The sequence below is a fragment of the Seongchinamella sediminis genome, assembly GCF_003457605.1.
In the GTDB taxonomy this organism is placed as follows: domain Bacteria; phylum Pseudomonadota; class Gammaproteobacteria; order Pseudomonadales; family Halieaceae; genus Halioglobus; species Halioglobus sediminis.
The window spans coordinates 347945-360250 of the sequence record NZ_QRAN01000001.1; the positions used below are offsets into that span (position 1 = coordinate 347945).

The 12306-nt window shown below is 62.8% G+C and carries 14 protein-coding genes; 13 read left to right on the plus strand and 1 reads right to left on the minus strand.

Going from position 1 to position 12306, the window contains the following annotated elements; all coding sequences use genetic code 11:
* Positions 1-18 precede the first annotated feature (18 nt).
* Positions 19-1896 (plus strand): protein translocase subunit SecD, encoded by a 1878-nt coding sequence (gene secD, locus DWB85_RS01440; RefSeq protein ID WP_117952400.1) that lies wholly within the window; start codon positions 19-21, stop codon positions 1894-1896.
* Positions 1896-2810, plus strand: a complete 915-nt coding sequence (secF, locus tag DWB85_RS01445) for a protein translocase subunit SecF (protein WP_117952401.1) — start codon at positions 1896-1898, stop codon at positions 2808-2810. The genes secD and secF overlap by 1 nt, the downstream gene beginning before the upstream one ends.
* Before the next feature lie 364 nt (positions 2811-3174).
* Here secF and DWB85_RS01450 read toward each other — a convergent pair whose 3' ends face one another.
* Positions 3175-3969, minus strand: coding sequence for an inositol monophosphatase family protein (locus DWB85_RS01450; protein ID WP_117952402.1), 795 nt, complete (start codon positions 3967-3969; stop codon positions 3175-3177).
* 96 nt (positions 3970-4065) lie between these two features.
* Between DWB85_RS01450 and trmJ the strand changes: the two genes are divergently transcribed.
* From trmJ to rlmN, 11 genes are all read left to right on the plus strand, one after another.
* Positions 4066-4830, plus strand: coding sequence for a tRNA (cytosine(32)/uridine(32)-2'-O)-methyltransferase TrmJ (gene trmJ / locus DWB85_RS01455; RefSeq protein WP_117952403.1), 765 nt, complete (start codon positions 4066-4068; stop codon positions 4828-4830).
* 87 nt (positions 4831-4917) lie between these two features.
* Positions 4918-5391, plus strand: coding sequence for a Fe-S cluster assembly transcriptional regulator IscR (iscR, locus tag DWB85_RS01460; RefSeq protein WP_117952404.1), 474 nt, complete (start codon positions 4918-4920; stop codon positions 5389-5391).
* A gap of 23 nt (positions 5392-5414) precedes the next feature.
* Positions 5415-6629, plus strand: a complete 1215-nt coding sequence (locus tag DWB85_RS01465; protein WP_117952405.1) for an IscS subfamily cysteine desulfurase — start codon at positions 5415-5417, stop codon at positions 6627-6629.
* An 18-nt stretch (positions 6630-6647) separates the two neighbouring features.
* Positions 6648-7034, plus strand: coding sequence for a Fe-S cluster assembly scaffold IscU (iscU, locus tag DWB85_RS01470; protein ID WP_117952406.1), 387 nt, complete (start codon positions 6648-6650; stop codon positions 7032-7034).
* On the plus strand, positions 7034-7360 hold the full coding sequence (iscA, locus tag DWB85_RS01475) for an iron-sulfur cluster assembly protein IscA (protein ID WP_117952407.1): 327 nt from the start codon (positions 7034-7036) through the stop codon (positions 7358-7360). Before iscU ends, iscA begins: the two co-directional genes overlap by 1 nt.
* 33 nt (positions 7361-7393) lie before the next feature.
* Positions 7394-7933 (plus strand): Fe-S protein assembly co-chaperone HscB, encoded by a 540-nt coding sequence (hscB, locus tag DWB85_RS01480; protein WP_117952408.1) that lies wholly within the window; start codon positions 7394-7396, stop codon positions 7931-7933.
* A 1-nt stretch (position 7934) separates the two neighbouring features.
* Positions 7935-9812 carry a Fe-S protein assembly chaperone HscA gene (hscA, locus tag DWB85_RS01485; RefSeq protein WP_117952409.1) on the plus strand — a complete coding sequence of 626 codons (1878 nt, stop codon included), beginning with the start codon at positions 7935-7937 and terminating at the stop codon, positions 9810-9812.
* The gene (gene fdx / locus DWB85_RS01490; RefSeq protein ID WP_117952410.1) at positions 9809-10147 is read left to right on the plus strand and encodes an ISC system 2Fe-2S type ferredoxin; all 339 of its coding nucleotides are present in this window, start codon (positions 9809-9811) and stop codon (positions 10145-10147) included. Before hscA ends, fdx begins: the two co-directional genes overlap by 4 nt.
* An 84-nt stretch (positions 10148-10231) precedes the next feature.
* Entirely contained in the window at positions 10232-10426 is a 195-nt protein-coding gene (iscX, locus tag DWB85_RS01495) for a Fe-S cluster assembly protein IscX (protein ID WP_117952411.1), read from the plus strand.
* Positions 10427-10693: 267 nt separating this feature from the next.
* A complete protein-coding gene (gene ndk, locus DWB85_RS01500; RefSeq protein ID WP_117952412.1) occupies positions 10694-11119 on the plus strand; it encodes a nucleoside-diphosphate kinase in 426 nt (141 codons plus the stop codon).
* Positions 11120-11128: 9 nt separating this feature from the next.
* On the plus strand, positions 11129-12301 hold the full coding sequence (gene rlmN, locus DWB85_RS01505) for a dual-specificity RNA methyltransferase RlmN (protein WP_117952413.1): 1173 nt from the start codon (positions 11129-11131) through the stop codon (positions 12299-12301).
* The last annotated feature ends 5 nt before the right edge of the window (positions 12302-12306 follow it).

Consider the following 12306-nt stretch of genomic DNA (forward strand, 5'->3'; position numbering starts at 1 on the left):
ATTGATCGAGCAAATTACATGCTGAACAAGTATCCCCTGTGGAAATACCTGCTAGTGCTTTTTGTGCTCTGCCTGGGTTTCTTTTACGCCGCACCGAACCTCTACAAGCCCGACCCCGCCCTGCAGATTACCGGAGAAAGCAGTGCTCAGGTGATTGATGAGGCCACCCTGACCCGGGCCCACAAGGCGCTGGAAGAGGCGGGAATCGACTACTTTGGCGAGACCATCGACCCCGATGGCCGCAATGCCCTGATTCGCCTGCGCGACCAGGAAGAACAGCTCCAGGCCCAGGCCCGGGTATCCCGGGTGCTGGGCGACGGCTTTATCGTCGCGCTGAACCTCGCCCCGACCACGCCTTCCTGGCTCAGCGATTTTGGCGCCCAGCCGGTAAAGCTGGGACTTGACCTGCGCGGCGGCGTGCACTTCAAACTGGAAGTGGACGTGGACGCCGCCATCGAACGGCGTATGGAGTACTACCTCAACGCGACCAAACGGGCGCTGCGCGAGGAGCGTATTCGCGGCTTGGTCGACATCGATGGCGACAATCGCCTGGAGACCCGGTTCCGCTCCGAGGATTTGCGGGAGCAGGCCCGGGCGGTGATCGCCGAGAATCACCCCGAACTGGTGCTTGACCGGGTGGATGAAGAAGGCAGCTGGAATCTTTACGCGGTGATGACCGAGGCGACCCGCAAGGAGATTGCCGATTACGCGGTGACCCAGAACCTGACCACCCTGCGCAACCGGGTCAACGAGTTGGGCGTCTCCGAGCCGCTGGTGCAGCGCCAGGGGCAAAACCGCATCGTGGTTGAACTGGCGGGGATCCAGGACACCGCCGAAGCCAAACGTATTCTCGGCAAGGTGGCCAACCTGGAGTTTCGCATGGTGGCCAGACTGGAAGCGGCACCCTCAGAGAAGCAGCGCTTCGAGTACCGCAGCGCCGACCGCGCCGGGATGAGCGAATGGCTGGAGCGGGAGGTGATCCTGACCGGTGAGCGAGTCACCAACGCCCAGGCCAGCTTCGACCAGAACGGCCGGCCCAACGTGCAGATCAGCCTCGACAGCGAGGGCGGCCTGCTGATGAACCGCGCCACCCGCGACAATATCAAGCGCCGCATGGGCGTGCTGTTTATCGAGCGCAAATACCGCACCACCTACGAGCGCGATGAGAACGGCGAGGAAGTCGCGGTCAAAACCCCCTACGACGAGAAAAAGCTGCTGACCGCGCCGGTCATCCAGTCTGCGCTGGGAGCGCAATTCCAGATCACCGGCCTGGACAGCCCGCTGGAGGCCTCCGAGCTGGCGCTGATGCTGCGGGCGGGCGCCCTGGCCGCGCCGATCAACTTTGTCGAGGAGCGCACCGTCGGTCCCTCCCTGGGCGCGGAAAATATTCGCCTCGGGGTGAAATCGGTGCAAATGGGCCTGGCCCTGGTGGTCTTGTTCATGGTGCTCTACTACCGCGTGTTTGGTGTTGCGGCGGTCATCGCGCTGAGCTGCAACCTGGTGTTGATGATTGCCTTCATGTCGATTATCGGCGCCACCCTGACCCTGCCCGGTATTGCCGGTATCGTGCTGACGGTGGGTATGGCGGTAGACGCCAACGTACTGATCTTCTCGCGAATACGCGAGGAGGTGAAGAACGGGCTGTCGCCGCAAATGGCCATCCATTCCGGTTTCGAGCGCGCCGTCGCCACCATCCTGGACGCCAATATTACCACCCTGATCGTGGCAATTATCCTCTACGCCGTGGGCACCGGCCCCATCAAGGGCTTCGCGGTCACCCTGTCGGTGGGGATCGTGACCTCCATGTTCACCGCCATCATGGGCACCCGCGCCCTGATCAACCTGGTTTACGGCGGTCGCCGTGTCGAGAAGCTGTCAATCGGAGGAGGCGTCTGATGAAAGTGATCAACTTCATGGGGCAACGCAAGCTGGCCCTGGTCTTCTCCCTGCTGTTGCTGGGCGCCTCGATCGCCTCGCTGGCGGTCAAGCAGCTCAACTGGGGCCTGGATTTCACCGGCGGTACGCTGGTGGAAGTGCACTACAGTGAAACCGCCGACCTCAACGGCATCCGGGAAACCCTGGAAACCGGCGGTTACGCCGGCGCCATTGTGGTCAGCTTCGGCACCGACCAGGACGTACTGATACGCCTGCCGCAGGGCTATTCCGACAGCCAGGGCGCCGAGTTGCTGGCCAAGCTGCAGAACGCCTACAGCGGCAACGTGGAACTGCGCCGGATCGAATTTGTCGGCCCCCAGGTGGGTGACGAGCTGCGCGAACAGGGCGGGCTGGCCATGCTGCTGGCCCTGGGTCTGGTGATGCTTTACATCGCCTTCCGCTTCCAGCTCAAGTTCGCGGTGGGCGCCGTGGTCGCGCTGATGCACGATGTCGTGGTGGTGCTCGGTTTCTTCTCCATTACTGGTATGGAATTCGACCTCACCGTGCTGGCGGCGCTGCTGGCGGTGATCGGTTACTCCCTGAACGACACCATCGTGGTGTCCGACCGTATCCGCGAGAACTTCCGCAAGATCCGCAAGGCGGGCCCGGTGGAGGTGATCAATATCTCCCTCAGCGAGACCCTGGGCCGGACCCTGGTGACCTCGTTGACCACCATGCTGGTGCTGATGGCCCTGGCCCTGTTCGGCGGCGAGATGATCAACGCGTTTGCGATTGCCCTGCTGGTGGGTGTCTTTATCGGTACCTACTCGTCCATTTATGTGGCGGCCAATGCGCTGTTGATCATGGGGGTCAGCAAGGAAGACCTGATGATCCCGGTTAAAGAGGGCGCGGAGCAGGACGACTTGATACCCTGAGGGGCGCATCGGTCGTTCTGGTACGAGCCGGTCCGCCGCCCGATTGCTTTCGGGTAGACGTCGGCGGGCCTCCAAGTCTCCCCGAAAGCAATCGGGCGACGAACCTGGATCATCACCGAAATTCACGAGGGCGCTCAAGTTAGGTTCGTTGCCAATTCTTCGTTAGCGTGCCGTTGGAGGCTGCTTTTGCGCAGCCATGATTTTTGGGGGCTTTCCGCGAGGACTGTCTGAGGCCGCCTATGGGTTGCGCCCAGCAACCCATGCCGAGTTCCGCAGTGGCCCAAAAAACATGGCGGAGTTTGCCGACCGGCGCGCTAACGAAGAATTGGCAGCGGACCGGAGGGATATTAACGATCGGCTGGTTTTATCCTAACAGTGGCTTGGTCACCTGCAGCACCGCCTTGAAGCATTTCGGATTGCCACAAACAATATTGCCGGACTCCATGTAGTTATCCGATGCGTCGATGTCGGCTACCAGCCCGCCGGCCTCTTTTACCAGCAAGGCCCCGGCCGCAATGTCCCACTGAGCGAGACCGATTTCCCAGAAGGCATCCAGCCTCCCCGCGGCCACATAGGCCAGGTCCAGCGAGGCGGCGCCGGCGCGGCGGATGCCGGCACATTGCCCGGCCAGCAGCTCCACTGATTTGGCGTAGGCTTCCAGTTTGTCGTCGCAGTGCCCCTTGAAAGGGATGCCCGTGCCCAGCAGGGCACCCTCCAGGCTGGTGCGCTTGCTGACCCGCAGGCGGCGGCCATTGAGTTGGGCGCCGCGGCCGCGGGAGGCGGTGAATTCCTCCCGGCGCACCGGGTCGACAATCACCGCGTGTTCCAGCCTGCCCTTGTGCAGGCAGGCGATCGACACCGCGTAGTGGGGGATGCCGCGGGCAAAGTTGGTGGTGCCGTCCAGGGGGTCGATAATCCAGCGGTAGTCGGCGTTCTCGGCGCCGGTGAGGCCGGTTTCCTCGCCCAGGATGGCGTGGTCCGGGTAGGCCTTTTGCAGGTGGTAGATGATCTCTTTTTCGGCGCTGACATCCACCTCGCTGACAAAATCGTTGACGCCCTTGGCGACGATATCGACCCGCTCCAGATCATCGGAGGCACGTACGATTTGTTCGCCCGCCTTGCGGGCGGCGCGCAGTGCAATGTTGATCATCGGTTCCATGGGGCGTCCTTGGTCGGTTGCGGGCGCGCGATTATAGAGCAAGTGGGGCAGAAAATCTGCTAAACTTCGCGCCCCGTTTCCGGCTCGCAAGCGTTCATGAATCTCGACAATATCCGCATCGTCCTGGTCAATACCAGCCATCCCGGCAATATCGGCGGTGTCGCCCGCGCCATGAAAAACATGGGGCTTTCCCGCCTGGTCCTGGTCGCACCGCGGCAGTTCCCCGATGAGCAGGCCGACTGGCGCGCCGCCTCGGCGGTGGATGTGCTGGAGCAGGCCGCGGTCACCTCGACCCTCGACGAGGCCATCGCCGATTGCCAGTTTGTGGTCGGCACCAGTGCCCGTGGGCGGCGCATTCCATGGCCGCTGCTGGACCCCAGGCAGTGTGCCGGGCGGATGGCGGTGGCCTCTGACCAGGAGCAGGTGGCGGTGCTATTCGGTCGCGAGGACCGGGGCCTGACCAACGACGAGCTGAAAGTCTGCAACCTGCACCTCAATATCCCCACCTCCGCCGATTACAGCTCCCTGAACCTGGCCATGGCGGTGCAGGTGGTCTGCTACGAGCTGCGCATGTTGCTGGACGCGCCCTCGCTGCCCGCCAGCGAGGATGCCGAGTGGGATACGCCCTTTGCGACCCGGGACAACATGGAGCGTTTTTACACCCATCTGGAAGAAACGCTGGTCGACGTGGAATTTCTCGATCCGGCGGCGCCCCGCCAGCTGATGGCGCGGCTCCGGCGCCTGTACAGCCGGGTGCGCCTGGACGAGATGGAGCTCAATATTCTCAGGGGTATTCTCACTGAAACCCAGAAATGGGTAAGCAGGGCAAAGGCGTCCGATTCCAGTCCGGGTTCTGGCTAAAGACCGACTAAATTACTTGGTTTTATAGTTGACCAAATTACTCGGTTATTGCATACTTCCCAGGTCGAGAATGAAAGGGTTGGAACTATGCGGCTCACCACCAAAGGGCGGTACGCGGTTACCGCAATGCTGGACCTGGCACTGCACGGCAGTGACGGGCCGGTAAGCCTCGCTGATATCTCGGGCAGGCAGGATATCTCCCTGTCCTACCTGGAGCAACTGTTCGCGAAATTGCGCCGCAACGACCTGGTGACCAGTGTCCGCGGCCCCGGCGGCGGCTACCGCCTGAGCCGGGATATGGCGGAGATCTTCGTCGCCCAGATCGTCGATGCGGTCAACGAGGCGGTGGATGCCACCGGCTGCGGCGGCACCAGCAATTGCCAGCAGGGCGAGGTCTGCCTCACCCATCACCTGTGGTGCGACCTGAGCGAGCAGATTCACGGCTTCCTCAGCCAGATCAGCCTGGCCAACCTGGTGGAGCGCCGCGAAGTACAGCATATATCGGCGCGTCAGGATGCGCGGGCAGAGCAGGGCGAAACCCTGGTGCTGAGCCAGGCCTGAGTGCAACAACGGAGCTTTTGAGAATGCAGAAACCGATTTATTTTGACTACCTGGCCACGACGCCGGTTGACCCGCGGGTGGTGGAGAAGATGGTCCACTGCCTGTCCATGGAGGGCAACTTTGGCAACCCGGCCTCACGCTCCCACCTGTATGGCTGGAAAGCGGAAGAAGCGGTGGAGAATGCCCGCCGCCAGGTGGCCGACCTGATCAATGCGGACCCCCGGGAGATCGTCTGGACCTCCGGCGCAACCGAGTCCGACAACCTCGCCATCAAGGGCGTGGCCCACTTCTACCAGAAGAAAGGCAAGCACATTGTCACCTCCAAGATCGAGCACAAGGCGGTGCTCGACACCTGCCGCCAGCTGGAGCGCGAGGGCTTCGAGGTCACCTACCTGGACCCCAACGAGCAGGGCCTGATTACCCCCGAGGCGGTGGCTGCCGCCCTGCGCGATGACACGGTGCTGGTCAGCATCATGCACGCCAACAACGAAATCGGCACAGTCAACGATATCGCCGGCATCGGCGAAGTGACCCGTAACGCCAAGGTGCTGTTTCACGTCGACGCCGCCCAGAGCGCCGGCAAGATCGAGCTGGATATGGAAGCAATGAAGGTTGATCTGCTGTCCATGTCTGGCCACAAGATGTATGGCCCCAAGGGCATAGGCGTCCTGTTCGTGCGCCGCAAGCCGCGGGTTCGCCTGGAGGCGCAAATGCACGGCGGTGGCCACGAGCGCGGCATGCGCTCCGGCACCCTGGCCACGCACCAGATTGTCGGCATGGGCGAGGCCGCACAGATTGCCAGGGAAGGCATGGACGAGGAGGCGGTGCGCCTGACAGCGCTGCGCCAGCGCTTCTGGGACGGCATCAAGGATATTGAAGAGGTTCATGTCAACGGTGATATGGACCAGCGCCTGCCCGGTGCGATCAACGTCAGCATTGCGTTTGTGGAGGGCGAGTCGCTCATCATGTCGCTCAAGGACCTGGCGATTTCCAGCGGTTCTGCCTGTACCTCCGCCAGCCTGGAACCGTCCTACGTGTTGCGCGCGCTGGGCCTGAATGACGAGCTGGCGCACAGCTCGCTGCGCTTCAGCTTCGGCCGCTTCACTACCGAGGAAGACGTCGATGTGGCGGTCGAACAGTTGCGCAATGCGGTAGGCAAGTTGAGGGAGCTTTCGCCCCTCTGGGATATGTATCAGGACGGTGTCGATCTGAACACCATCGAGTGGGCCGCCCACTAGCGGTAAAGGAGAGAAATCATGGCATACAGCGACAAAGTACTGGATCACTACGAAAACCCCCGCAATGTCGGCAAGATGGACGCTGGCGACGCCAGCGTCGGCACCGGCATGGTCGGCGCGCCGGCCTGCGGTGACGTGATGCGGCTGCAGATCAAGGTCAACGACGAGGGTGTTATTGAAGACGCCAAGTTCAAGACCTACGGCTGCGGCAGCGCCATCGCCTCCAGTTCCCTGCTCACCGAGTGGGTCAAGGGTAAGCGGCTGGACGAGGCCGAGCAGATCAAGAACACGCAAATCGCCGAGGAACTGGCCTTGCCGCCGGTGAAGATTCACTGCAGCGTGCTGGCCGAGGACGCCATCAAGGCCGCCGTCAAGGACCTGCGCGAGAAGCGGGGAGACGCTTGATGGGTAGCATTACCATCACCGAGGCGGCAGCCAGGCATGTGGCCTCCCAGCTGAAGGGGCGGGGCAAGGGCCTGGGCATACGCCTGGGCGTCACCACCTCCGGCTGCTCCGGCATGGCCTATGTCCTCGAATTTGTCGACGAGGCGGCGCCGGAAGATGCGGTGTTCGAAAATCACGGTGTCAAAGTGTTCATCGATCCCAAAAGCCTGGTTTACCTGGACGGCACCGAGCTCGATTTTGTTCGCGAGGGGCTCAACGAGGGTTTGCAGTTCCGTAACCCCAACGTCTCCGCAGAGTGCGGTTGCGGCGAAAGCTTTACCGTATAATCCGCGGTCCGATACCTGAGCGGCGCTGGCGGCATGTCATCACCTGATTTCTCCCAGAACTACTTCCAGCTGTTTGATCTGCCAGTGCAGTTCGCCATCGACGCCCGGATGCTGGGTGAGCGTTACCGGCAGCTGCAGCGGCAGCTGCACCCGGACCGTTACGCCAGTGCGGCGCAGCATGAAAAGCGCATGGCGGTGCAGTACTCCGCCTTCGTCAACGAGGCATATGCCGCCCTGCGCTCGCCGCTCAAGCGCGCCCTGTACCTGCTGCAGCTGGAGGGCCTGAGCGCAGAAGAAATATCCGCGCAGCAGGTCGATGGTGGTTTCCTGATCGAGCAGATGGAGTTGCGTGAAAAGCTGGAGTCGCTGCACGACCTGGTGGACCCGGACACGGTGCTCGACCACCTGGTGAGGGAAATCAGCGGCGATATCAACAGCCATCAGGCGGAGTTCGAAGCCGCATACAATCAATCAGATCTGACCGCGGCTGCCAGCGCCTGCGTTAAAATGCAGTACCTGGAGAAGCTGTTGCAGGAAGCGGAACAGATCGAATCAGAGTTAATGGATAGCTGACGTGTTACTGCAAATAGCCGAACCGGGCCAGTCACCACTGCCGCACCAGAGCAAGCTGGCGGTGGGGATAGATTTGGGAACGACGAATTCGCTGGTGGCCACCGTGCGCGGCGGTCGCGCCGAGGTGCTGGTCGACGAGGCCGCCCAGTTTATGCTGCCTTCGGTGGTGAACTACTCCGGCGCCGAGGGACCCGTGGTAGGTGCCGCCGCCCTGGAGCTGGCCAGTCAGCATCCCGCCGATACCCTGGTGTCGGTCAAGCGCTTTATGGGTCGGGGCAGGGTGGATGCCGGTAAGGATGCCGAACGGGCGCACTATCGGCTGGCCGACGGTGACGAAGGGATGGTCAGCTTTGTTACCAGCCAGGGTAACGTCAGTCCGGTACAGGCCTCTGCCGAGATCCTCGGGGCGCTGGCCGGGCGGGCCCGGCAAACCCTCGGCGCAGACGTCGAAGGCGCGGTAATCACCGTGCCCGCCTATTTCGATGATGCCCAGCGCCAGGCCACCAAGGACGCCGCGACCCTGGCGGGACTGCCGGTGCTGCGGCTGCTGAATGAACCCACCGCCGCCGCCGTTGCCTATGGCCTGGATTCCCAGGAAGAGGGGGTCATCGCCGTTTACGATCTCGGCGGTGGCACCTTCGATATTTCGATATTGCGCCTGCACCGCGGGGTGTTTGAGGTGCTCGCCACTGGCGGCGATACCGCCCTGGGGGGCGATGACCTCGATGCAGCGATCGTCAGCTGGGTGCTGGAACAGGTGACCGGCAGCGGGCTCCACGGCGGCCAGTACCGGGCCCTGCACCGTATGGCGCGCGAGGCCAAGGAGACCCTGTCCGGCGCGGCGTCGGTGGAGCTGCCGCTGGTGGAGGTAATCCCCGGCGCCGGGTCACTGACGCTCGACCGGGAACAGTTCGAGGCGCTGGTCCAGCCCCAGGTGAAACGCACCTTGCGGGCCTGCCGCCGTTGCCTGCGCGATGCCGGCGTCGACGCCGTCGACGAGGTGGTCCTGGTTGGCGGGTCCACCCGGGTGCCGCTGGTGCGCGAGGCAGTCGAGGGTTTTTTCCAGCGTCCGCCGCTGGTCGATATCGACCCGGACCGGGTAGTGGCCATCGGCGCTGCCATCCAGGCGGATATCCTGGTGGGCAACCGGCCCGAGGGGGACCTGTTGCTGCTGGATGTGATTCCCCTGTCCCTGGGCCTGGAAACCATGGGCGGACTGGTGGAGAAAATCGTTCCCCGCAATACCACCATTCCGGTTACCCGGGCCCAGGAATTTACCACCTTCAAGGACGGCCAGACCGCCCTGGCGGTGCATATTGTCCAGGGTGAGCGTGAACTGGTAGCGGATTCCCGCTCCCTGGCACGCTTTGAATTGCGCGGTATCCCGCCAATGGTGGCCGGTGCGGCCCGCATCCGGGTGACCTTCCAGGTAGATGCGGACGGGCTGCTCAACGTGACTGCCCGGGAGGAGACCACCGGTGTCGAAAGCGCGGTGACCGTAAAGCCCTCCTTCGGCCTCAGCGATGAGCAGATTACCGATATGCTGCAGTCCTCCTTCAGTCACGCCGAGGAAGACAAGAGCGCCCGCCAGCTGGCGGAACAGCGGCTGGATGCCGAACAGCTGTTGCAGGGCCTGGAGGCGGCGCTGGCGGCCGATGGCGGCGAACTGCTCAGCGAGGCCGAGTGCCAGGCCCTGCATCAGAAAATGCAGGCCCTGCGGGAACTGGCGAGCGGTGAGGATGTGGCGGCGATTCGCACCCTGACCGAAGAACTGGGCCGGGCCAGCGAGGCATTCGCCGCCCGGCGCATGGACAAGAGCATTCGGCAGGCCCTGGCGGGCGTAAGCCTGGAAGAACTGGATCAGGAGGCAAGTGAATGACCCGCATAGTGGTTCTGCCCAACGAAACCCTCTGCCCCGACGGCGCAGTCGTCGAGGCGGAGCCCGGCGAGAGCATCTGTCGGGCCCTGTTGCGCCATGACATCGAGATCGAACACGCCTGCGAGATGTCCTGTGCCTGCACTACCTGCCATGTGATCGTCCGCGAGGGCTACGATTCCATGGAGGAGCCTGATGAGCTGGAGGATGACTACCTGGACAAGGCCTGGGGGCTGGAGCCGGACTCCCGCCTGTCCTGCCAGGCCCTCGTCGCCGACGAAGACCTGGTGGTGGAAATTCCGCGCTACACTATCAACATGGTGTCCGAGCGCCATTAGGTCCGCGGGCCATCGGGCCGCCACGCCGTCATCCCGGGGCGAGCCGGGATCCGGTGTCTTCGATTCACGAGCTGGAGTTATGCCATGCACTGGACCGACATAAACGACATCGCCATCGAGCTCAGCGAAGCCCATCCCGAGGTGGACCCGCTGACGGTCAACTTCGTTGACCTGCGCAACTGGGTACTGGCCCTGCCGGGTTTCGATGATAACCCCGACCATTGCGGCGAGAAGATCCTGGAAGCGATACAGGCGGCCTGGATCGAGGAACTGGACTGATTTCTGCGCTCCCGGGCGGGCCCGATACGGGAGCCGGCGGCGATCGCGCGGGTGCTTTCGCCAGTCACTGCCGGTGTGCATTTTGCCGTATCGCCTAAGTTGTTGATTTTTTGAGAAATTAATATCTGCCTCGAACCACTATCTGGGTGAAACCCGCACCCAAAATCCGTATAATTGCGCGGCTTTAATCTCACCTGCCCGGGCGGGGCCCGCAAGGGCGTCTGCGAGGCGGGTGTTTATCCTTGAAATCCCACTGGAGAATTTCCCATGGCTGTAGAACGCACACTGTCCATCATCAAGCCGGACGCGGTCGGCAAGAACATTATCGGCAAGATTTATTCCCGCTTCGAGAGCAATGACCTGCAAATCGTCGCCGCGAAAATGCTGCGCCTGTCGGACGTGGTCGCCGGCGGTTTCTACGCCGAGCACCGCGAGCGCCCTTTCTTCAAGGACCTGGTTGAATTCATGACCTCAGGTCCGGTTGTGGTCCAGGTGCTGGAAGGCGAGGACGCCATCGCCAAAAACCGTGAGCTGATGGGCGCCACCAACCCCCAGGAAGCTGCCGCCGGCACCATCCGCGCCGACTTCGCTTCCAGCATTGACGCCAACGCCGTGCACGGTTCCGATTCGCCCGAGTCCGCGGCCCGCGAAATAGCCTACTTCTTCGCCGCCAGCGAGATCTGCGAGCGCTAGGCAATTACCGTGACCTCCGTCATCGCCACTTCTGTCGACCCCGGCCAGCAGGCACCGCAAAAGGTGAACCTGCTGGGCCTGCCGTTGGCCGCCATGGAACAGTACTTCCTGGAACTGGGGGAGAAGAAGTTCCGTGCCCGGCAGGTACTGAAGTGGATACATCACCACGGGGTGACGGATATCGATGACATGACCAATCTCGGCAAGGCCCTGAGGGAAAAACTCAAGGCCCGCGCCGAGATTCGCCCGCCGCAAATCGTCAGCCAGCACGACTCCAGCGATGGCACCCGCAAATGGGCCATTCGCGTGGACGGTGGCGGCCTGGTGGAGGCGGTGCTGATTCCGGACGGCAACCGGGCGACCCTGTGCGTCTCGTCCCAGGTCGGCTGCAGCCTCGACTGCAGCTTCTGTTCTACCGGCAAGCAGGGCTTCCAGCGCGACCTCAGCGCCGCCGAAATCATCGGCCAGGTGTGGCTGGCGATCGATTCCTACGATGCCTTCCAGTCCGGCAAGGGCCGGGTGGTCACCAACGTGGTGATGATGGGCATGGGCGAGCCCCTGCTCAACTTCGACAACGTGGTGGCGGCCATGGACCTGATGATGGAAGACAATGCCTACGGCATCTCCAAGCGCCGGGTCACCCTGAGCACATCCGGCGTGGTGCCGGCCCTGGACCGGCTGGCCGCAGTCAGCGAGGCCTCCCTGGCGGTGTCCCTGCACGCGCCCAACGACGCCTTGCGCAACGAACTGGTGCCGATCAACCGCAAGTACCCCATCGCGGTATTGCTGCAGAGTGCCCGCAACTACATCGACGCCCAGAGTGACAAAAAGCGGGTGGTGACCATTGAGTACACCCTGATCGCCGGGGTCAATGACCAGCGCGAGCACGCCGAGGAGCTGGCCCGGCTGCTCAGGGACTTTCCCTGCAAGATCAACCTGATACCGTTCAACACCTTCGATCAGTCCGACTATCGCCGCCCCAGCGGCAATGCCGTGTCCCGGTTCTGGCAAGTACTGGTGGATGCAGGATATATTGTCACCGTGCGTACCACCCGCGGCGACGACATCGACGCCGCCTGTGGCCAACTGGTCGGCCAGGTGGTGGATCGCACGCGCCGCAGCGAGCGCTATCGCGAGGCGGCGCAGCAACAGAAGAACGATGTACAACCGGGGCAGAGGTAGTCACA

Excerpts from the sequence above, each read along its gene's own strand:
- iscU (WP_117952406.1), top strand. The coding sequence starts at position 6,648 with ATGGCATACAGCGACAAAGTACTGGATCACTACGAAAACCCCCGCAAT.
- ndk (WP_117952412.1), top strand. The coding sequence starts at position 10,694 with ATGGCTGTAGAACGCACACTGTCCATCATCAAGCCGGACGCGGTCGGC.
- trmJ (WP_117952403.1), top strand. The coding sequence starts at position 4,066 with ATGAATCTCGACAATATCCGCATCGTCCTGGTCAATACCAGCCATCCC.
- iscA (WP_117952407.1), top strand. The coding sequence starts at position 7,034 with ATGGGTAGCATTACCATCACCGAGGCGGCAGCCAGGCATGTGGCCTCC.
- hscB (WP_117952408.1), top strand. The coding sequence starts at position 7,394 with ATGTCATCACCTGATTTCTCCCAGAACTACTTCCAGCTGTTTGATCTG.
- iscX (WP_117952411.1), top strand. The coding sequence starts at position 10,232 with ATGCACTGGACCGACATAAACGACATCGCCATCGAGCTCAGCGAAGCC.
- secF (WP_117952401.1), top strand. The coding sequence starts at position 1,896 with ATGAAAGTGATCAACTTCATGGGGCAACGCAAGCTGGCCCTGGTCTTC.
- secD (WP_117952400.1), top strand. The coding sequence starts at position 19 with ATGCTGAACAAGTATCCCCTGTGGAAATACCTGCTAGTGCTTTTTGTG.
- fdx (WP_117952410.1), top strand. The coding sequence starts at position 9,809 with ATGACCCGCATAGTGGTTCTGCCCAACGAAACCCTCTGCCCCGACGGC.
- iscR (WP_117952404.1), top strand. The coding sequence starts at position 4,918 with ATGCGGCTCACCACCAAAGGGCGGTACGCGGTTACCGCAATGCTGGAC.
- DWB85_RS01465 (WP_117952405.1), top strand. The coding sequence starts at position 5,415 with ATGCAGAAACCGATTTATTTTGACTACCTGGCCACGACGCCGGTTGAC.
- DWB85_RS01450 (WP_117952402.1), bottom strand. The coding sequence starts at position 3,969 with ATGGAACCGATGATCAACATTGCACTGCGCGCCGCCCGCAAGGCGGGC.